Origin of the sequence: Streptomyces sp. NPDC048523 (genome assembly GCF_043199815.1) — a bacterium.
Taxonomy (GTDB): Bacteria; Actinomycetota; Actinomycetes; order Streptomycetales; family Streptomycetaceae; genus Streptomyces.
On sequence record NZ_JBICWQ010000003.1, the window covers coordinates 59,906 to 79,152 of the forward strand.

A 19,247-nucleotide genomic window follows, 5' to 3' on the forward strand; every position below is an offset into this window, starting at 1 on the left:
CGCTCCCTTCGTCGAGGGGTAGACGGCACGACCGCCGGAAACTCATCGGCACCGGCTACTCGGCCGCCCGGCCGTCACCGGAGCAGACGGTCGACCAGGCCCTCCACGTACTCCGAGGTGAGCGGGCCCGCGCCGAACAGGACGCGGATGTACATCGGGGCCATGACGTGGTCGACGACGGTCAACGCGTCGGGGGCCCGCTCCCCGCGCTCGCGCGCCCGGTCGAGCATGGACTGCAACTGCCGGGCTCGTTCGGCGAGGAAGTCGTCGCGCAGGCGCAGGCCCTCGGGTCCGGAGGCGGACAGGGCGACGGCCAGCCGGAGCACGGCCAGACCGTCGGGTCCGGTGATCTCGCGGGCCACGGCGGCGGCGTAGGTGCGCAGGTCGCTGACCAGGTCCCCGGTGTCGGGCATCGGTGAGCGCGCATTGAGGCGGGTCAGCGTCACGTCGGTGAGCAGTGCTTCGAGGCTGCCCCAACGCCGGTAGACGGTGGTGTCGGCGACTCCCGCGCGGGCCGCGACCTCGCTGACGGTGAATCCGCCGTACCCGCGTTCGCCCACCAGGTCGGTCACGGCCTGATGCACCGCCGCGCGGACGCGGGCGCTGCGTCCGCCGGGCCGCCGGGTGGGCTGTTGCTCGTCCATGCCTCCCACCTTAAAGCAGCCAGTACTTGCGTTTGCGTGCGGAGTCGCTCTACCGTGCGCTTAATGCAGCTGACGGCTGCTTTAGCTGAGGGGGAGGGGACGTCATGCTCGTGGTGACCTGCCTGGGGCAGTTCATGGTGCTGCTCGACAACACGATCGTCGGCGCGGCACTGCCGGACATGCAGCACCGCCTGGACACCGGACTGACCGGCCTGCAATGGATCGTCGACGCCTACGTCCTGCTGGTCGCCATGCTGCTGCTGTCCGGCGGAGTCTTCGCCGACCGCTTCGGCCGCAAGCGCGTGTACCTGAGCGGTGTCGCGGTGTTCACCGCCGCGTCCGTGCTGTGCAGCGTCGCCCCCTCGGTCGGCTGGCTGGTGGCCGGGCGGGTGCTGCAGGGGGTCGGGGCCGCGGCCCTGAGCCCCGCCTCGCTCGCACTCCTGGTGGCCGCGCATCCCGCCCCGCGGGAACGGGTCAGGGCGATCGGGCTGTGGGCAGGGCTCAGCGGCATCGGCCTGGCCGCCGGGCCCGTCGCCGGAGGCGTCCTGTCGCAGGCGTTCGGCTGGCCCGCGATCTTCCTGGTCAACGTGCCCATCGGCGTGGTCCTGCTGGTGGCCGGCCGGCGCGTCCTTGCGGAGTCCCGCAACCCGGACGCCCGCGCCCTCGACATCCCGGGCACGATCCTGTCCGTCCTCGGGGTCGGCACCCTGGCCTACGCCCTGATCGAAGGCGGCTCACGCGGCTGGACCTCACCGGTGATCCTCGGTGGCTTCGCCGCGGCGGCCGCTCTCCTCGCCGCGTTCGTCGCCGTGGAACGGCGGCACCCCGCGCCGATGCTGCCGCCGGGCCTGTTCCGCCGGCGGCTGTTCACCGTCTCCAACTCCGCCATGACCGTGGTCGGGTTCGCGCTCATGGGCTCGTCGTTCTTCTTCTCGCAGTTCTTCGTGTACGTCCAGGGCAGCTCGATCCTGCGGGCCGGACTCCAGACCCTGCCCACCACCCTCGCCATGGTCGTCGTCAGCCCCTTCGCGGGCCGCCTCGCCGGCAGGTACGGCTACCGGTCCGTGGTCACCGGCGGTCTGGCGCTGGCCGGGCTGGGGCTCCTCGCGCTGGGCGGGGTGCACGCGGACACCGGCTACGCGAACGTGTCGTGGCGGCTCGCCACGGTCGGCGTCGGCTTCGCCCTGACCATGTCCCCGCTGACCGGCGCCGCCATCCAGGCGGTCGACCCGCAGGAGGGCGGTCTCGCGTCGGGCATCAGCAGCACCACGCGGCAGATCGGCGCGGTGCTCGGCGTGGCGGTGCTCGGGGCCGTGGTGCGCGCCCGGCAGTCCGGTGGCGCCTCCTTCGAGGCCGGTCTCGACAGCGCCTTCGCCGTGGCCGGAGCCGTCACCCTGGCCGCCGCGGTGTGCACCGGCCTGTGGCTGGCAGGGTCCCGGCCGACGCCCGCGCCCGCGCCTGCGTCGCAGCAGCGCCCGGACCTCGGCGCGCGGCGCACTCCGTGAACTTCCTCCGGGCGTCCCATGGTCCGCCGTCTGACGCGGGGTGAACCTGCGGTGACGCGCGGACCGCCAGTACCGTGCCGCTGTGACCAGTGACAAGGCCGGCCGCCGCGGGCTCTGGGACGGCGCCGCGGTCCGTGCCCGTGTCGCCGCCATGACCCAAGGAGACCCTGAGCGACAGCGTTTCGGGTCCTCACACCACGGATATCGACTTCGACCTCCTCTGACAGAGGACACGATCCGGCTGCCTTACCGAGGAAGTGGACGACGAAGAGGCCCTGCACGATCTTCGAGAAGAGGGCCGACGCGCGGGCTTCCTGTCCACGCCGTTTCCGCACACCACCGAGTGGCCGGGGCCGGGCAGGAACGGTGACGCCGACTACTCGGTCGCAGGGAGTCTGGTCATCGGGGAGTGCGGTTGCGGCACCTTCCACCGGCTGGTCGTCACAGGGAGGAACGCCGGCCAGGTCTGGCTCGACGACCCTGACTGGGGCGGCCTGACACCGGGGCCGGACTTCCGGGACTGGTACCTGGCATGGCTGGCTACGACCTGATCGGTGTGAGCACATGAAAAAGGCGAGGCCCGAAGACCCCGCCCGATCCGCAAGAAACCCCAGGTCAGGGCCACACCAAGCAATACGGCTGATGCCCCGCCTCATGCAACCGGTGGCTGAAGTCCTGCCACTCGTGCAGGAGTTGGTACACGTTGAACGCGTCCCGCGGGCCGCCCCGGTCCGGGACCGTCGACCAGATGAACGCCGCCGCGCCGACCGCTTCCTCGCCTATGCCGCGCAGCGGGTCCACGACCGTCATGGGGAGCTTGACCACCGCGTAGTCGGGGTGCAGGACGACCAGTTCGAGCGGGGGGACCTTGTTCAGGGGGACGCCCTCTATGCCGGTGAGGACCATCGCCGCCATGGTCTCCGGCTTGATCTTGGTGAACATGCCGTTCATGCCGAGCTCGTCGCCGCCGAGTTCCTCGGGGCGCATCGAGATCGGGACGCGGGCCGCGGTCGCGCCGTCGGGCGCGCCGAAGTACTTGTACGTCACCCCCACCCGACCACCATTCCTGCTTCCCGCCCTCAACGGATCGATCCGACGTTCGATACGTCGCTCGTCGCGTTCCGACTCATCCGGGGTGCCCGAGGTGCTGCGTCCCTGACGTGTCTCGGCCGCTTCCTCCGCCTCGCGCCGGTGCCTTCCCCGCCGGGCACGTCGAGGACCCAGGTCATCGGTCCCCTCGCCCAGTCCGCCACCGCGATGCATATCTCCACCCGACTGCTTTTCTAGGACGCGCGACCCCCGCCGCGCAACCCGATCATCGTGTCAGTGACCTCCCCCACGGCCGCCCGCCGAAACGTGCGTTGAAACACCTGTCCGCAGGATCTTCGCAGCCCCTCTGTGTGTATCTGCATCCAGTTTCGCAGATCGTGGGGCGCCGGGGCGTTCCGAGGGCTGGCCTACCCTGAGGTAGTCACCGGCAACGGAGTCCGAGAAAGCCGAACACACCGGAAAAGGTCGGAGTAGTCGCAAGACATGAGTGAATTGCCCTATTCGTACGATGCGCCTGTCTCGCAGGCCCTGTTCGACCGCGCGTCCGCCGTCACGCCCGGCGGCGTGAACTCCCCGGTCCGCGCCTTCCGTGCCGTGGGCGGCACCCCCCGTTTCATGGTGTCCGGCACCGGCCCCTACCTGACCGACGCCGACGGACGCGAGTACGTCGACCTCGTCTGCTCCTGGGGACCCATGATCCTCGGGCACTCGCACCCCGAGGTCATCGCCGCCGTCCAGGAGGCGGTGTCGAAGGGCACCTCCTTCGGCACCCCCGGTGAGGGCGAGGTCGCGCTCGCCGAGGAGATGGTCGCCCGCGTCGAGCCGCTGGAGCAGGTGCGGCTCGTCTCCAGCGGGACCGAGGCCACCATGTCGGCGATCCGGCTCGCCCGCGGCTTCACCCGGCGCACCAAGGTCATCAAGTTCGCCGGGTGTTACCACGGTCACGTCGACTCGCTGCTGGCCGCGGCGGGCAGCGGTGTGGCCACCTTCGCGCTTCCCGACACCCCGGGCGTCACCGGTGCCCAGGCCGGCGACACGATCGTGCTGCCGTACAACGACCTCGAAGCCGTCCATGAGGCCTTCCACCGGCACCCCGGCGAGATCGCCTGCGTGATCACCGAGGCCTCGCCCGGCAACATGGGCGTCGTGCCGCCGCTGCCCGGGTTCAACCAGGGACTGAAGGACGCCTGCGCGCAGAACGGCGCCCTCTACATCTCCGACGAGGTCATGACCGGCTTCCGGACCAGCCGCAGCGGTTGGTACGGCATCGACGGCGTCCGCCCCGATCTGCTGACCTTCGGCAAGGTCATGGGTGGCGGCTTCCCCGCCGCCGCCTTCGGAGGCCGGGCCGATGTCATGGCCCACCTCGCCCCCGCCGGGCCCGTCTACCAGGCCGGCACCCTCTCCGGGAACCCCGTCGCCACCGCCGCCGGCCTCGCCCAGCTGCGGCTGCTCGACGACGCGGCCTACGTCACGATCGACGCCGTCTCCGGGCAGATCCAGTCGCTGGTCTCCGAGGCGCTCACCAAGGAAGGCGTCGCGCACACCGTGCAGAGCGCCTCCAACATGTTCTCGGTGTTCTTCACCGACCGGGCGGTGCGCAGCTACGAGGACGCCAAGGCGCAGGAGTCCTTCCGGTACACGGCGTTCTTCCACTCCCTTCTGGAGAACGGCGTCTACCTGCCGCCGTCCTCCTTCGAGTCGTGGTTCGTCTCCACGGCCCACGACGAGCAGGCGGTTCAGCGGATCGCCGACGCCCTTCCGGCGGCGGCCCGAGCGGCGGCGGAGGCCACGGCAGCATGAGCACCCCGACCAACAGCGACATCACCGTCGTCCACCTCATGCGCCACGGCGAGGTCGCCAACCCCGACGGTGTTCTCTACGGCCGTCTCGCGGGCTACCACCTCTCCGAGCTCGGGCGACAGATGGCCGACCGGGTCGCCGAGCACCTCGCCCCCCGGGACGTCACGTACGTCTGCGCCTCCCCGCTGGAGCGGGCGCAGGAGACCGCCACGCCGATCGCCAAGGCGCACGGCCTCGACCTCGCGACCGACGAGCGGCTCATCGAGGCCGAGAACGTCTTCCAGGGCAAGACCTTCGGCGTCGGCGACGGCGCGCTGAAGAACCCCGAGAACTGGAAGCACCTCGTCAACCCCTTCAAGCCGTCCTGGGGAGAGCCGTACATCGACCAGGTCGTCCGGATGAAGGGCGCGCTGGACGCGGCCAGGGACCGGGCGCGCGGCCATGAGGCGGTGCTGGTCAGCCACCAGCTGCCGATCTGGATCGTGCGGTCCTACGTCGAGAAGCGGCGGCTGTGGCACGACCCGCGCAAGCGGCAGTGCACGCTCGCCTCCCTCACCTCCTTCACCTACCAGGGCGACAGGATCGTCTCCGTCGGCTACAGCGAGCCCGCGATCGATCTTGTGCCGGTCCATCTCCGGGCGGGTGCGAAGCCGGTGAAGGGCGGGAGCAAGGGGTTCGGGGCGTAGCGCTCCGCGGGAAACCGGGCATGAAGGCCGTGGGGAGCTGCGGGTCCGTCGTGGCTGGGCGCGCCCGCGCGGCGGAGCCGCATAGTGATACGGCCTCGCGCCCCTTTTGGGGCGCGTTCCTGTTACCGAATCCGGAAATAGTGCCGGAACCTTTCCCCTCCTCGTCTCCTCTGACTGGGTGACCACCAGAGAACGTGACGAATCGGGGAAACATGCCCACTCTCAGCCGAAGGGGAGCAATAGGCCTCGGTGCGGGCGCCGCGGCCGCCGTGGGGCTCTCGGGGTGCGGAACCCTCACCGGGTCGGACGGGGTGAGCCACCCTGGCGGGTCCACGCCCAGCAAGAAGCCGGCCCCCACGGCCCGCCCCATCGGTGACGGCTCCACCTCCTTCACCGGCAAGCAGCCCCACCAGCCCGGCAAGCCGGTGCCGCTGGAGCCCGGTCAGACCCCGCCGCAGTTCGTCGTCTTCTCCTGGGACGGCGCCGGCGAGGTCGGCAACGGCCTGTTCCCGCGCTTCCTCGACCTCGCCAGGAAGCACGACGCGCACATGACCTTCTTCCTCTCCGGGCTGTATCTGCTGCCCGAGTCGAAGAAGCGGCTCTACGACCCCCCGAACAACCCCCGCGGCGCCTCCGACATCGGCTACCTCACCGACGCGCACGTCAAGGCGACCCTCACCAACGTCCGCCGGGCCTGGCTCGAGGGGCACGAGATCGGCACCCACTTCAACGGCCACTTCTGCTCCGGCCACGGCACCGTCGGCAACTGGACGCCCCAGCAGTGGAAGAGCGAGATCGAGCAGGCGAAGTCCTTCGTCAAGCAGTGGCGCACCAACACCGGCTGGACCGACCTGCCGGCACTGCCCTTCGACTACGACAAGGAACTCGTCGGCGGCCGCACCCCCTGCCTCCTCGGCCAGGACAACCTGCTGCCCACCGCCCGCGAACTCGGCTGGCGCTACGACGCCTCCTCGCCCGGCGGCCGCCAGATCTGGCCCGAGAAGAAGAACGGCCTCTGGGACCTGCCGCTCCAGGCGATACCTTTCCCCGGCCGCAGCTTCGAGGTCCTGTCCATGGACTACAACATGCTCGCCAACCAGTCGATCAACTCGACCAACGCGCCCGCGTACAACTACCCGGCCTGGCGCGAGCAGTCCGCCGGTGCCTACATCGCCGGCTTCAAGCGGGCCTACGAGACCAACCGCGCCCCCTTCTTCGTCGGCAACCACTTCGAGCACTGGAACGGCGGCCTCTACATGGACGCCGTCGAGCGGGCCTTCACGTACATCGCGCGGGAGAAGGAGAAGGGCGCCGACGTCCGCATGGTCTCCTTCCGGCAGTTCGTCGACTGGATGGACGTACAGAAGCCGGAGGTGCTCGCCAAGCTCCGCACGCTCGACGTCGGACAGGAGCCGGCGGGCGGCTGGAGGACGTTCCTCAAGGGGGCCCCGACAACGACCTCGTCACCGTCCTCGACAGCCTCCTCGAACGCTGCCTGAAATGCGGGTTTCCGCCCACAAGGGGGGTGCGCAAGATCCCCGGAACGGGCATGCGAAACTTTTCACATGAGTGCCGCCAGCCGTAGCCGCTCCCGAATCCGTACCACCCTCCTCAGCGCGGGTGCCGCAGTCGCGGCGCTGACCCTGTCCGCCTGCGGCTCGGGCGGCACCTCGGGCGGAGGCGGCAACACCAACTTCATCATGGGCGCGGACGGCATCTCGACCGCCGAGCAGGGAGACCGGGGCACCGCCCCCGACCTGTCCGGCAAGACCGTCGACGGGGGCCGGCTCGACGTCGCCGACTACAAGGGCAAGGTCGTCGTCCTGAACATGTGGGGCTCCTGGTGCGCCCCCTGCCGGGCCGAGGCACCCAACCTGGAAGCGGTCCACAAGGAGCTCAAGGGCAAGGACGTCCAGTTCGTCGGCGTCAACACCCGCGACACCAGCGTCCAGAACGCCCGCGCCTTCGAGAAGGACATGGGCATCACCTTCCCCAGCCTGTACGACCCGACGGGCAAGCTGATGCTCCGCTTCGCGAAGGGCACCCTCAACCCGCAGGCCGTGCCCTCCACGCTCGTCATCGACCGGGACGGGAAGATCGCCGCCCGCTCGCTGGCCGCGCTCAGCGAGAGCAAGCTGCGCAAGATGATCGACCCCGTCCTCGCGGAGAAGTGACGTGAGCGCAGTCGTCACGCTCGCCGCCGAGACGGGCTACAACGGCACCGTCCTCAACGGCGCCCTGCTGCTCGCCCTGCCCCTCGCGGTCCTCGGCGGCCTCGTCTCCTTCTTCTCCCCGTGCGTCCTGCCCCTGGTCCCCGGCTATCTGTCGTACGTCACCGGCGTCACCGGCACCGATCTGGCCGAGGCGCGCCGGGGCCGGATGATCGCGGGCGCCTCCCTGTTCGTGCTCGGCTTCACCGCGGTGTTCGTCTCCAGCGGGGCGCTGTTCGGCTACTTCGGCCAGACGCTCCAGGAGAACCAGAGCGTGCTGTCCAAGGTGCTGGGCGTGCTCATGATCCTCATGGGCGTCTTCTTCATGGGTCTGATGCCCTGGATGACCCAGCGGGAGTTCCGCTTCCACAACAGGCCCACCACGGGCCTGGTCGGTGCCCCGCTGCTGGGCGCGCTGTTCGGCATCGGCTGGACCCCCTGCATCGGCCCGACCCTGGCCTCCGTGCTGACCCTCTCCGCCCAGCAGGGCAGCGCGGGCCGCGGTGCCATACTGACCGTCGCCTACTGCCTGGGCCTCGGCCTGCCCTTCGTGCTCGCCGCGGTCGCCTTCCGCAAGGCGCTCGGCGCCTTCGGCTGGGTCAAGCGCCACTACGTCTGGGTCATGCGCATCGGCGGCATCATGATGATCGTGACCGGACTGCTGCTGCTGACCGGCGTGTGGGACCGTCTCGTGCAGGACCTCCAGTCCTGGTCCGCCGGCTTCACTGTGGGGATCTGATCCATGAGCAAGACCACACCCGCCACCGAACCCGCCACCCCCGGCGCCCCCGAGTCTTCCGTCGGCGACCAGGACCTCGGCGCCGCGGGCGCCCAGCTGTCCACCGCGCCCGCCGAGAGCCTGAACATGCCCGCCCTGGGTGTCGTCGGCTGGGCCCGCTGGTTCTGGCGCCAGCTGACCTCCATGCGGGTCGCGCTGCTGCTGCTCCTGCTGGTGGCGCTCGGCTCGATCCCCGGCTCGCTGATCCCGCAGTCCGGGACCGACGCCACGAAGGTCGCCGACTTCGTCAAGAACAACCCCACCCTCGGGGACGTCTACGAAAAGCTCGGCCTCTTCCACGTCTACAGCTCGGTGTGGTTCTCCGCCGTCTACATCCTGCTGTTCGTCTCGCTCATCGGCTGCATCATCCCCCGCACCTGGCAGTTCGTCGGGCAGCTGCGCGGCCGGCCGCCGGGCGCCCCGAAGCGGTTGACCCGGCTGCCCGCCCACACCACCTGGCGCACCGAGGCCGAGCCCGAGCAGGTCCGCGAGGCCGCGCTCGCCCTGCTGAAGAAGAAGCGCTTCCGCGCCCACCTCGCCGGTGACAACGTCGCCGCGGAGAAGGGCTATCTGCGCGAGGTCGGCAACCTCGCCTTCCACATCGCGCTGATCGTGATGCTGACCGCCTTCGCCTGGGGCCAGCTCTTCAAGTCCGAGGGCAACAAGCTGGTCGTCGAGGGCGACGGCGACGGGTTCTCCAACACCCTCACCCAGTACGACGACTTCAAGTCCGGGAACCTCTTCGACACCGGTGACCTGGTCCCCTTCAGCTTCAGGCTGGACAAGTTCACCGGCACCTACGAGACCAGCGGCCCCACCAAGGGCACCCCGCGCCTCTTCCAGGCCGCCATCACCTACAGCGAGGGCGCCTACGGCAAGGACCGCAAGACCCTCGTCAAGGTCAACGAGCCGCTGGAGATCGGCGACGCGAAGGTCTACCTCACCGCCCACGGCTACGCGCCCGTGGTCACCGTCCGGGACGGCAAGGGCGACGTCGTCTACCGCGACGCCGTGCCGATGCTGCCGCTGGACTCCAACGTCACCTCGACCGGTGTGGTCAAGGTCCTCGACGGCTACAAGAACGCCAAGGGCGTCAGCGAGCAGCTGGGCATCTCGGCCTTCTTCCTGCCGACCTACACCAAGGGCAGCGAGACGGCCTCCACCTTCCCCGCGCTGAACAACCCGGTGCTCAACCTCACGCCGTACCACGGCGACCTCGGGGTCGACTCGGGTATCCCGCAGAGCGTCTACCAGCTCGACAAGTCCCATATGAAGGACTTCAAGGACGCCAAGGGCCAGGAGCTCAGGGAGAACCTGAAGCCCGGCCAGACCATGCAGCTCCCGAACGGGGCCGGCTCGGTCACCTACGACGGCACCAAGGAGTGGGCGAACTTCCAGGTCGTCCAGCAGCCCGCGAGCGGCTGGGCCCTCGCCGGCGCCCTCACCGCGATCTTCGGCCTCGCCGCGTCCCTGTTCATCCAGCGCCGCCGGGTCTGGGTGCGGGCGGTGCGCGGCGACGACGGCGTGACGGTCGTCGAGATGGCCGGCCTCGGCCGCAGCGAGTCGGCGAAGGTGCCGGAGGAGCTGGGCGAGCTGGCGGGAGTTCTTTTCGACCAGGCTCCCAGCCCGTCCGAGGCCACGGAGGCGGAGCCGGACGGTGTGTCCGACTCCGGCGCCGCGTCTACCGAAGGGGCTGAGAATTGAGTCCTCTCCCGCGCGGAACAGGGGAGATTCCTGGCTCTCGCCGCCCGATGGACCAGCGGCCCTCCGGGTCTTCCACGATCAACGCCAGCCGGGTTGAAACCAGCCCGGTAACACGACGCCAAGCTTCCCGCAGCCCTCACCGCCCGACAGCAGGTCGCCGGGACATTCACCCGAAGGAGTGTTGAGGTGACTTACGCCGCCGCAACCGAGTTGGCCACCGCCACCAACGAGCACCTCGCCAACATCAGCAACACGCTGATCTACTCTGCGATGGCCGTCTACACCCTGGCCTTCTTCGCCTACATCGCCGAATGGCTCCTCGGCAGCCGCAGCAAGGTCGGCCGGACCGCCGCCGCGCTCACCGGCACCGCCGGCAGGGCCAAGGCGCCGGCCGTCACCGTGAGCAAGGGCGGCAGCACCGCCGTACTGGAGCGGCCGCAGGTCGTGGTGCGGGCCGCGGCCGGGGCGCGGGACGTGCCCGACGGGCCCGGGGCGCACGGTGGGGACGCGCAGGGCGATCTCTACGGCCGTATCGCCGTGTCCCTGACCGTGGTCGCCTTCCTCGTCGAGCTCGCCGGGGTCGTCGCCCGGGCGGCCTCGGTGGAGCGGGCCCCGTGGGGCAACATGTACGAGTTCAACATCACCTTCTCCACGGTCGCCGTCGGCGTGTACCTCACGCTGCTCGCGCTGCGGAAGAACGTCCGCTGGCTCGGCCTGTTCCTGATCACGACGGTCCTCCTCGATCTCGGCATCGCCGTCACTGTCCTGTACACCGCCAGCGACCAGTTGGTTCCCGCCCTTCACTCGTACTGGCTGTACATCCACGTCTCGACCGCGATCCTGTGCGGCGCCGTCTTCTACGTGGGCGCCGTCGGCACGATCCTGTACCTGTTCAAGGACTCCTACGAGAGCAAGCTGGCGAGCGGTGGCACGCCGGGCCGGTTCGCCACCTCGTTCCTGGAGCGGCTGCCCGCCTCCGCGACCCTGGACAAGTTCTCCTACCGGGTCAACGCGGCCGTCTTCCCGCTGTGGACGTTCACGATCATCGCGGGCGCGATCTGGGCGGAGTCGGCCTGGGGCCGCTACTGGGGCTGGGACCCGAAGGAGACGTGGGCGTTCATCACCTGGGTCGCCTACGCCTGCTACCTGCACGCCCGTGCCACGGCCGGCTGGAAGGGCCGCAAGGCCGCCTACCTGGCGATGATCGCCTTCGGCTGCTGGCTGTTCAACTACTACGGCGTCAACATCTTCGTCTCCGGAAAGCACTCGTACGCGGGCGTCTGACCGCCGGCGTCCGACCCCTCGGCCGGTTACGACGGCGGCAGGCACTCCTTCGCCGGCGGCTTGCCCTCCGGCCAGGCGATCCGTACGAAACGGGCCGTGCCCTGTGGAGTCAGTTCCACGATGGGTACGGCCTTGTCGTACGGGTTGCCGTGGTTGTCGAGGCAGATCCAGCCGCTCGCGCCGTTGACGCGCTGCTGGGTGCCCTTGATGAGCCGCCACTCGTTGCGGACCTCTTCGAGGGTGGGGATGTCCTTGGTGCCCTTGGCGAACCGGATGCCCTGGTACGTCAGGCGCATCGCGTCGTAGGCGATGATCAGCTGCCCGTCCTCCAGGTCGACGTCGCCGATCGGCCCCACCTTGTCGCCCTGGCCCTCGCGCACCAGCTCCTGGAGGACCTGGGCGTCGGCGGCCGAACCGCCGGTCGGGGGCGGGGACTTCAGCCAGGCGTCCGGGTGGGCGAGGGCGGTGTAGCGGACGGTGAGGTTGCGGTTCAGGGCGTCGCGGTTCAGGTCCTTGTCGCCGGTGAGGTAGGACGCCTCGTCGCCGGTGAGCAGGGTGAACCTCCGCTTCTGGCAGCCGCGTTCGCCGAGCGCGTTGATGAACTGGCGCAGCTGGGTGTGGCGTCCGGCGAACAGGATGGTGTCGGTGCCGGCGTCCGTGTCGCAGACCAGGTGGGTGATCTGCTCGAAGTCGTTGGCGGTGGAGCCCTCCAGGCTGCGGTCGTCGGGCGGGTTGAACGACCAGGGGGCGTACGGCGATCCCTTGAGCAGTTTCTCGAAGGAGCGCTGGAGGGTCAGCGAGTAGGGGTCGCCGTTGTTCTGGTCGTCGGCCTTCTGGTCGTGGACCAGGACCGCCTTGTCGGCGGCGACCTGGGCGAAGGAGGTGAGCGCGCGGGCCTCGTCGGTGTTGGTGGGGGCGACCCGGGCGAGCCCGGGGAAGGGGTCCTTGCCGCCCTGGCCGTTGGCGAGGTTGTCGGCGGTGATGGAGGTGCCGATCACCGCGATGCCGCGGGCGGTGAGCGCGGTGACGGCCCGCTTGTTGTCGGCGGTGCTCAGCCCGACCCCGGCGACCGCCCGCAGCCGGTCCTTCCCGCCGGTCATGCCCGCCAGCTGGTCGACGGTGTGCTCCCAGTGGGCGCCGGTGGCACCGGGGTTGGCGAGCACGAGCCGGATCGCCGGAACGGTCCCGTTGGACCGGTGGTTGGCCTGGTACTGCGCGAGATACGCGCCCTGGAGCTCGTGCAGCACGTCACCGAGATTGTCCGCGTCGGTCGCGGTGAAGGGCTCGAAGAGGGCGACGGTGACGTACGGGCCCTTGATGGTCCTGTTCTCCCGGTCGATCGCCTTGACCACCGCGGTGAACGGGGCCCGTCCCCAGTCGTAGCCGGTCGCCGAGACGCCCACGCACTCGTCGCTGCCTTCCGGTCTGACGACCCCTTCGGCGCAGGCACGGTCGTCCTGGGCGAGTTTCCAGCCCCCGGCTCCGAGGCCGCCCAGCACCACGAGGGTCAGCAGCAGGGCGATGTACCGGCGCAGGGGGATCTCCCAGACGCCCTCCCGCAGCCATGTTCCGAAGCCTCGGCCGGCCATCACGCGTCCCCCTCGCCGTCGTTGTCGCCGTCGTCGTTGCCGTCGGGAACCCTGAGCGGGCGTCCCGCGAGCGCGTCCTCGGGCCAGTCCCGGGAGGCCCGCCACAGCAGGGCGTTGCCGGCCGGGCGCAGATTGGACAGCTGTTCCAGCTCGAAGCGCAGCCGGTCGCAGACCTTCGGATCGGGCAGTGCGAGCGGGTCCGTCAGCTGCCACACGGCGTGCAGCAGCCGCCGTATCCGCAGATGCAGTACGGGGTCCACGTCGTCCGGCACCTGGTGGACGGCGTCCGTGTGGCCGAGCGCGATCGCCGCGCGCCGGTCGTCGCGGGCGGCGAAGTCGTGGCCCTCGGCGTCGTGCGCGTGGAAGTAGGGCGCGGAGGCGACGAAGCGCAGGGTGCGCAGCCATGTGCGGGTGTCCAGGGCGGTGAAGGTGTCGCGCAGGTGGGCGACGGCCGACTCCGTGGTACCCAGGGCGAGTTCGTGATGCAGGCGGTAGCGGGCGTGGGCCTCGTCCTGGCCGGTGGGCGCGTAGTGCGCGATGAGGGTCTCGTGTGCCTCGCGCCAGCGCCCGTGGTCGACTGAGCGGTGGTGCAGCCGGAGCAGCAGCAGCGTCCGCACGAAGGGGTCGCCGACGAACCGGCCCGGCACCTCGGGCAGCCCCTCCTGGACGAGCCGGGTCTGCAGGGCCCGTACGTCGGCCGGGCCGAAGTCGTCCGGCAGGAGGGCCTCGGCCAGGGCGGTGGCGGAGTCGTGGTCGTGGGCTGCGGCCAGCACCGTGAGCTCCTCCAGCCGGTCGGCGGGCACGAGCCGGTCGAGGAGTTCCACGTAGGTGGGTCTGCCGTCGCGGTCCTCGTGCAGCCGAACGTCCGAGAGGAGCAGTTCGCCGAGAGAGGCCGTGCCGTTCTGCGCGGCGGACTCGGTGAGCAGGGTGATGCCGAGCGGGTTGCCGCCGGTCAGCCGGTGGACGGCGTGCGGGAGTTGGGGCGGCACCTGGTGCTCGTCGACGATGTGCAGGGTGTCGTCGGCGGTCAGCGGCGGCAGGGAGACCAGCAGGGCGCGGGAGGAGGGGGACGCGGGGTCGGGCGTCCAGTCGCTGCGCCGGGCGACCTCGGGGAGGGTGTGCCGTACGGCGTTGCGCAGGGCGGGGCGGCCGGTGCCGCGCAGCGCGGTGATGAAGACGACCTGGTCGGCGTGGCCCTCGGAGCGGTCGCGCAGGACGGGGTCGGTGAGGCCGGGGCCGGGTGCGGACTGCGCGTTGTCGACGAGGACGAGGGGCCGGCCCAGGCGCTGCATGCGCGGCAGTACGCCGGTGTAGGCGTCGGTGAGGTCGGCGAGCAGGGCCCGCACCAGATGGCGTTCGGCGTGTTCGCGTGAGGTGCCGCCGGCCCTGAAGTGCCCGGACAGCAGCATGAGTCCGCGTCGGGCGTTGCGGCTCGCGTTGGGGTAGTCCCGCCACCAGGTGGCCGCCCGCTGCTGACGTCGGTGCACGAAGCTGTCGGAGATGGACTCCAGGGTGGCCTCGATGGCGGAGGACAGCAGCGGCCCGGTCCCGGTGGCCGCCGCCGCCACGTTGGCGGCGACCCGCCCGGCCCAGCGCCCGGCGAACCCGGCGATCCACGACCCGCTCTCGTTGAGCAGCAGGATCCGCTCGACCTCGCGCCGGATCCGTTCCGAGTCGGCGTCCCGCCATCCTCCGGCGGCGACCGCGACCAGGCCCGACATCAGCCGCGGGAAGGTGATCCGCCCGGCTCCGGTCACCGGCTCCGCGAGCTGCTCGGCGATCATCAGCAGGGCCTGCGACACCGGTGACCAGGCCTCGGCGTCCCGGCCCGCGGGCGGCGCCGCGAACTCGGCCGCCTCGCAGTCGATCAGGGCGACCGGGGTGTGCCCCTTGTAGGCCTCCCGCAACTCGGCGAGCAGGGCGCTCTTGCCCATGCCGCGGGCGCCGGTGAGCACGACGAAGGGCAGTTCCTGCGGATGTTCCACCGTGAGGGCCCGGTGCTGGTGCGGCCGCAGCCCCACGAGCCGCGGTGCGAGCCCCGCCGGTTCCGCGTCGAACAGCGCCCCGCGCCCGTGCAGCTGTCTGTGCACCCGCATTCCCCCCATGCGCGCTGTCTATCAACATCAGAGTAAGGAGGGGGAGTTGGTTCGGACTAGATCGCGTCATGTCCGTTGGGTTACGAAAATGTCGTCGCGGGACCCGTCATGGCTGGTTCCTGACCATGGACAGGGGGCGGCGAATTTTGACACGGTGGAGTGCGCCGGCCCGTAATCGAACGCGTGGTCGATGACGCCTTCGGGAGGCCCCTCGTGCCCCTCTCCCTCTCCTTCTACGCCGAGCAGAGCACGTTCTCCGACCCGGGCGATCTCGTCTCCCGCTACGACCAACTGCCGCGCGACCCCGCCCAGCTGGCCCGTGTCGTACGCGATCTGATGATCCATCGTGTCGAAGGCGAGCTCTTCGGGCACACCCACCCGGCCGACCGCCTCCACAACGACGCGGAGTCCCGCTACATCGACGACGTCCTGCGGATCCTCGTCGAGCGGAACCACGCCCCGCTGACCGCGCGGCGCGAGCCGGGCGACCGGTTCGTCGGGATCTGCCGCGACTTCACGCTGCTGCACGTCTCGCTCCTGCGCCATGCCGGCGTCCCGGCCCGGCTGCGGTCCGGGTTCGCCGACTACTTCTCGCCGTCCGGCTTCCACGGGGACCACGTCGTCACCGAGTACTGGGACGCGGAACGGGGCTGGCTGCTGGCGGACGCGCAGCTGACCGACCCGGAGATCACCGCGAACTGGCCGGTGGACTTCGACCCGATGGACGTCCCCCGGTCACGTTTCCTTGTCGCCGGGGAGGCCTGGCGGGCGATCCGGGAGGGCCGGGCGGACGAGACGGAGTTCGGACTGCACCGGCCCGAGGACGGACCCTTCTTCGGCGAGCGGTTCGTGGCCGGGAACATCCGGCTCGACCTCGCCGCGCTGAACAAGGTGGAGACACTGCTGTGGGACGTCTGGGGTGAGGACGACGGGGAGCCGGGCACGCCGTTGCCCGAGGCGTCGCGGGAGTTCTACAACCGGGTGGCGCCCGTGGTGAGCGGGGACGTCTCCTTCGAGGCCGCGCGGAAGCTGTTCACCGAGGACGACGTGTTGCGGACGCCTCGGACGGTGACGTGCTACGCGCCGTTCAACGGGACGAGCCTGGTGACCCTGCGGTAGGCGGTTCGCTGGGACTCCGGGTGCCGCGCCGTCATGGCCACCCGGTGCGCGCAGGTCGCCGTCAGCAACTCGCCCAGCAGGTCCGGGTCGTTGATGTCCAGACCCAGCAACGACTCGATGCGGTCCAGGCGTTGGTACAGGGACTGGCGGCCTATGTGGAGCAGGGACGCCGTGCGGGTCGGGGAGCAGCCGTTGCGCAGGTGGACCTCCAGGGTGCGGACCAGGTCGCTCGGATGGGCCGCCTCCCAGGCCAGCAAGGGCCCCAGGGCGTGCTGGACCAGGGCCGCCAGGCGCTCGCGGTTGGCGTCCACCCCGCCCCGCGTCAGCTCCCGCTCCAGCGCGAGGGCCCGGGACGAGGTCACCAACGGGCCCTCGGGGACGCCCGGTTCGGCCGCGGGCACGGTCAGCGCCAGTTCCAGTGTCGTACGGGCCGTCCGCAGCGTGTCGCTCCAGCGCAGCCAGCCGCCACCTCCGGCGACAGCGTGCCCCACGGCCACGGTCAGGCCGGGAGCGGCCGTCGTGCGAAAGGCCTCCTGCACCGCCTTCACCGGGTCACCGGTGCGCGCCTCCGGCAGGGACAGCAGCGCCAGGACGTCCCCGGGGAACGCGGCCCGCATCACCCCCGCCCCGCCCAGCAGCCGTACCGCCCGGTCGACCGTCCCGACCTCCCGCGTGCCGTGCAGGGACACCCCGACCAGACGGGCACCGGGGCCGGGATGGAAGCCCGCGAGCGCGGCCCGCGCCTCCACCTCCGGCTGGTTCAGCGCCGCCCGGTCGGCGAGGTCGGCGAGCAGGGCCGCCGTATGGTCGTCGCCCCACGGCCGTACGACCGTACGGCCCGACAGTCCGCGGGCCACGATCGCCCGGTTGGCGGCCTCCGTGAGCCGGACGAAGGGCACGACCCGGTGCAGGGCCAGCAGGGGCAGGCCCAGGCGGCGGGCCTCGTCGGCCACCTCGGCGGGCATGACCGGCAGGGACCGGCCGACCTCCACCGCGAGCCCTGCGGCGCCCCGGGCGGCCAGCTCACGGACGTATCGCCGCCGGACCTCCTCGTCGGCGTCCGTCAGCCCGAAACCGTTGGTGAGCAGGAGCTCGCCGCCGTCCAGGAAGTTCGCGCCCTCGTACACCTCGCTGGAGTGCACCCAGCGCACCGGGCGGTCCAGCGCGGTGTGTCCGGCCAGCAGCTCGGGCTCGGCGGCGCGGACGGGATCGAGGGCGAGGATCTCGCGAAGGGTGAGTGCGGGCATGGACGCCTCCCGACAGTTCGTCCGGCTGTGGGCTGCCGGGAGAGTACTTTCCGCACGTTGCCCTCGTGTTTCGGCCACAGGAGAGTGAGAGACATGGATCAGGCACAGGCACACCAGTGGCTCGCCACCGCCGTCGAGGAGGCCCGCACCGGGCTCGCCGAGGGCGGCATCCCGATCGGCGCCGCGCTCTACGGCGCCGACGGCACCCTCCTCGGGCGCGGCCACAACCGGCGCGTCCAGGACGACGACCCCTCCATGCACGCGGAGACGGCCGCCTTCCGGGCCGCGGGACGGCAGCGGTCGTACCGCGGGACGACGATGGTGACCACCCTCTCGCCCTGCTGGTACTGCTCCGGACTGGTCCGCCAGTTCGGGATCGGACGGGTCGTGGTCGGGGAGGCCACCACCTTCCACGGCGGGCACGACTGGCTCGCCGAGCACGGCGTGGAGATCGTGCTCGTCGACGATCCCGAGTGCGTCCAGCTGATGCGCGACTTCATCGAGAAGAACCCGGCACTGTGGAACGAGGACATCGGTGAGTGACACCCCCCAGCCCCGCATCCCGACCATCGACCTCGGGCCCTGGCTCTCCGCGGACCCCGACGCCCGCGCCGCCATCGCCCGCACCCTGGACGAGGCCCTGCAGACCGCCGGGTTCTTCCTGGTCACCGGACACGGCGTCGACCCGGCCCTGCGCTCCCGGATCCGGGAGGCCGCGCGGACGTTCTTCCGGATGCCCGCGGACGTCAAGCAGCCGTACACCGCGAAGGTCGGCGGCCGCGGCTGGCTCGGTCCCGGCGCCGAGGCCAACGGCTACTCGGAGGGCACCGAGACCCCGCCGGACCTGAAGGAGTCGCTGACCTTCGCCACCCACGAGCCCTTCGAGGACCCGGTCGTCAACGCGGAGTGGTACGCGCCGAACGTCTGGCCCGCCGAGGTACCGGAGCTGCGGACGCTGTGCGAGGAGTACCTGGAGAAGATGGCCGAGCTGGAGAAGCGGCTGCTCTCCCTCCTCGGGGAGGCCCTCGGTCTCGGAGCCGACTTCTTCGCCCGGCACATGGACCATCCGACGTACGGCTTCAACATCAACTGGTATCCGGGCACGGAGGTGACCGGGGAGCCGCAGCCCGGCCAGTTCCGCATCGGCCCGCACACCGACTTCGGCACGGTCACGATCCTCGACCGGCAGGCCGGCAAGGGCGGACTCCAGGTCTTCACGGACGAGGGCGGCTGGGAGGACGCGCCCTTCGACCCGGCCGCCTTCACCATCAACATCGGTGACCTGATGGCCCGTTGGACGGGAGACCGGTGGCGGTCCGGGCGGCACCGGGTGCTGCCGCCCCCGGCCGACGCGCCCGCCGAGGAGCTGATGTCCCTCGTCTACTTCGGCGAGTGCACCCCGGGCACGACCGTCGAGTCCGTCCCGGCACCGGTCGGACGGGTGGCACACGAACCCGTCGACTCCCACGTGTACCTGAGGGCCAAGCTGGACTCGATCACGGTCGCCTGAGGGGGGCGGGGGTCCGCAGTGG

17 protein-coding genes are annotated in these 19,247 nt (G+C 70.8%); 12 read left to right on the plus strand and 5 right to left on the minus strand.

The features are described 5' to 3' along the window. Positions 1 to 74: 74 nt before the first annotated feature. Positions 75 to 644: a TetR/AcrR family transcriptional regulator gene (locus tag ACGFWE_RS16040; protein ID WP_352390742.1), complete on the minus strand. Its 570-nt coding sequence runs from the start codon at positions 642 to 644 to the stop codon at positions 75 to 77. A gap of 104 nt (positions 645 to 748) precedes the next feature. Here ACGFWE_RS16040 and ACGFWE_RS16045 point away from each other — a divergent pair, with 104 nt between their 5' ends. After that, a complete protein-coding gene (locus tag ACGFWE_RS16045) occupies positions 749 to 2,149 on the plus strand; it encodes an MFS transporter (protein WP_393600250.1) in 1,401 nt (466 codons plus the stop codon). Between the two features lie 257 nt (positions 2,150 to 2,406). After that, the gene (locus tag ACGFWE_RS16050; protein WP_352390740.1) at positions 2,407 to 2,700 is read left to right on the plus strand and encodes a hypothetical protein; all 294 of its coding nucleotides are present in this window, start codon (positions 2,407 to 2,409) and stop codon (positions 2,698 to 2,700) included. Between the two features lie 64 nt (positions 2,701 to 2,764). Here ACGFWE_RS16050 and ACGFWE_RS16055 read toward each other — a convergent pair whose 3' ends face one another. After that, positions 2,765 to 3,412, minus strand: coding sequence for a hypothetical protein (locus tag ACGFWE_RS16055; protein WP_352390739.1), 648 nt, complete (start codon positions 3,410 to 3,412; stop codon positions 2,765 to 2,767). A 270-nt stretch (positions 3,413 to 3,682) separates the two neighbouring features. On the opposite strand from ACGFWE_RS16055, the gene hemL reads away from it, so the two are divergent. The 7 genes from hemL (at position 3,683) to ccsB (ending at position 11,664) form a co-directional block, all read left to right on the plus strand. Beyond that, positions 3,683 to 5,002, plus strand: a complete 1,320-nt coding sequence (gene hemL, locus ACGFWE_RS16060; protein WP_352390738.1) for a glutamate-1-semialdehyde 2,1-aminomutase — start codon at positions 3,683 to 3,685, stop codon at positions 5,000 to 5,002. Continuing rightward, positions 4,999 to 5,688 carry a histidine phosphatase family protein gene (locus ACGFWE_RS16065; RefSeq protein ID WP_352390737.1) on the plus strand — a complete coding sequence of 230 codons (690 nt, stop codon included), beginning with the start codon at positions 4,999 to 5,001 and terminating at the stop codon, positions 5,686 to 5,688. Before hemL ends, ACGFWE_RS16065 begins: the two co-directional genes overlap by 4 nt. A gap of 212 nt (positions 5,689 to 5,900) precedes the next feature. Beyond that, positions 5,901 to 7,187: a hypothetical protein gene (locus ACGFWE_RS16070; protein ID WP_393600251.1), complete on the plus strand. Its 1,287-nt coding sequence runs from the start codon at positions 5,901 to 5,903 to the stop codon at positions 7,185 to 7,187. A gap of 66 nt (positions 7,188 to 7,253) precedes the next feature. Further along, complete coding sequence (locus tag ACGFWE_RS16075) at positions 7,254 to 7,862, plus strand: TlpA disulfide reductase family protein (protein ID WP_352390735.1); 609 nt, start codon at positions 7,254 to 7,256, stop codon at positions 7,860 to 7,862. Between the two features lies 1 nt (position 7,863). After that, positions 7,864 to 8,637 carry a cytochrome c biogenesis CcdA family protein gene (locus ACGFWE_RS16080; protein WP_393600252.1) on the plus strand — a complete coding sequence of 258 codons (774 nt, stop codon included), beginning with the start codon at positions 7,864 to 7,866 and terminating at the stop codon, positions 8,635 to 8,637. A gap of 3 nt (positions 8,638 to 8,640) precedes the next feature. Further along, the gene (locus ACGFWE_RS16085) at positions 8,641 to 10,380 is read left to right on the plus strand and encodes a cytochrome c biogenesis protein ResB (RefSeq protein WP_393600253.1); all 1,740 of its coding nucleotides are present in this window, start codon (positions 8,641 to 8,643) and stop codon (positions 10,378 to 10,380) included. Between the two features lie 186 nt (positions 10,381 to 10,566). Further along, complete coding sequence (ccsB, locus tag ACGFWE_RS16090; protein WP_352390732.1) at positions 10,567 to 11,664, plus strand: c-type cytochrome biogenesis protein CcsB; 1,098 nt, start codon at positions 10,567 to 10,569, stop codon at positions 11,662 to 11,664. Positions 11,665 to 11,690: 26 nt separating this feature from the next. On the opposite strand, the gene ACGFWE_RS16095 is transcribed toward ccsB, so the two are convergent. Both ACGFWE_RS16095 and ACGFWE_RS16100 read right to left on the minus strand, forming a co-directional pair. Then, the gene (locus ACGFWE_RS16095; protein WP_393600254.1) at positions 11,691 to 13,253 is read right to left on the minus strand and encodes a hypothetical protein; all 1,563 of its coding nucleotides are present in this window, start codon (positions 13,251 to 13,253) and stop codon (positions 11,691 to 11,693) included. Then, entirely contained in the window at positions 13,253 to 15,349 is a 2,097-nt protein-coding gene (locus ACGFWE_RS16100; protein WP_393600767.1) for a hypothetical protein, read from the minus strand. Before ACGFWE_RS16100 ends, ACGFWE_RS16095 begins: the two co-directional genes overlap by 1 nt. A gap of 213 nt (positions 15,350 to 15,562) precedes the next feature. On the opposite strand from ACGFWE_RS16100, the gene ACGFWE_RS16105 reads away from it, so the two are divergent. Beyond that, a complete protein-coding gene (locus tag ACGFWE_RS16105; protein WP_393600255.1) occupies positions 15,563 to 16,468 on the plus strand; it encodes a transglutaminase-like domain-containing protein in 906 nt (301 codons plus the stop codon). On the opposite strand, the gene ACGFWE_RS16110 is transcribed toward ACGFWE_RS16105, so the two are convergent. Further along, complete coding sequence (locus ACGFWE_RS16110) at positions 16,426 to 17,715, minus strand: PucR family transcriptional regulator (RefSeq protein ID WP_352390730.1); 1,290 nt, start codon at positions 17,713 to 17,715, stop codon at positions 16,426 to 16,428. The genes ACGFWE_RS16105 and ACGFWE_RS16110 overlap by 43 nt on opposite strands. 93 nt (positions 17,716 to 17,808) lie before the next feature. Between ACGFWE_RS16110 and ACGFWE_RS16115 the strand changes: the two genes are divergently transcribed. Together ACGFWE_RS16115 and ACGFWE_RS16120 are read left to right on the plus strand one after the other, a co-directional pair. After that, positions 17,809 to 18,258, plus strand: a complete 450-nt coding sequence (locus ACGFWE_RS16115; RefSeq protein WP_352390729.1) for a nucleoside deaminase — start codon at positions 17,809 to 17,811, stop codon at positions 18,256 to 18,258. Continuing rightward, entirely contained in the window at positions 18,251 to 19,225 is a 975-nt protein-coding gene (locus ACGFWE_RS16120; protein ID WP_393600256.1) for an isopenicillin N synthase family dioxygenase, read from the plus strand. The genes ACGFWE_RS16115 and ACGFWE_RS16120 overlap by 8 nt, the downstream gene beginning before the upstream one ends. Positions 19,226 to 19,247: the final 22 nt, after the last annotated feature.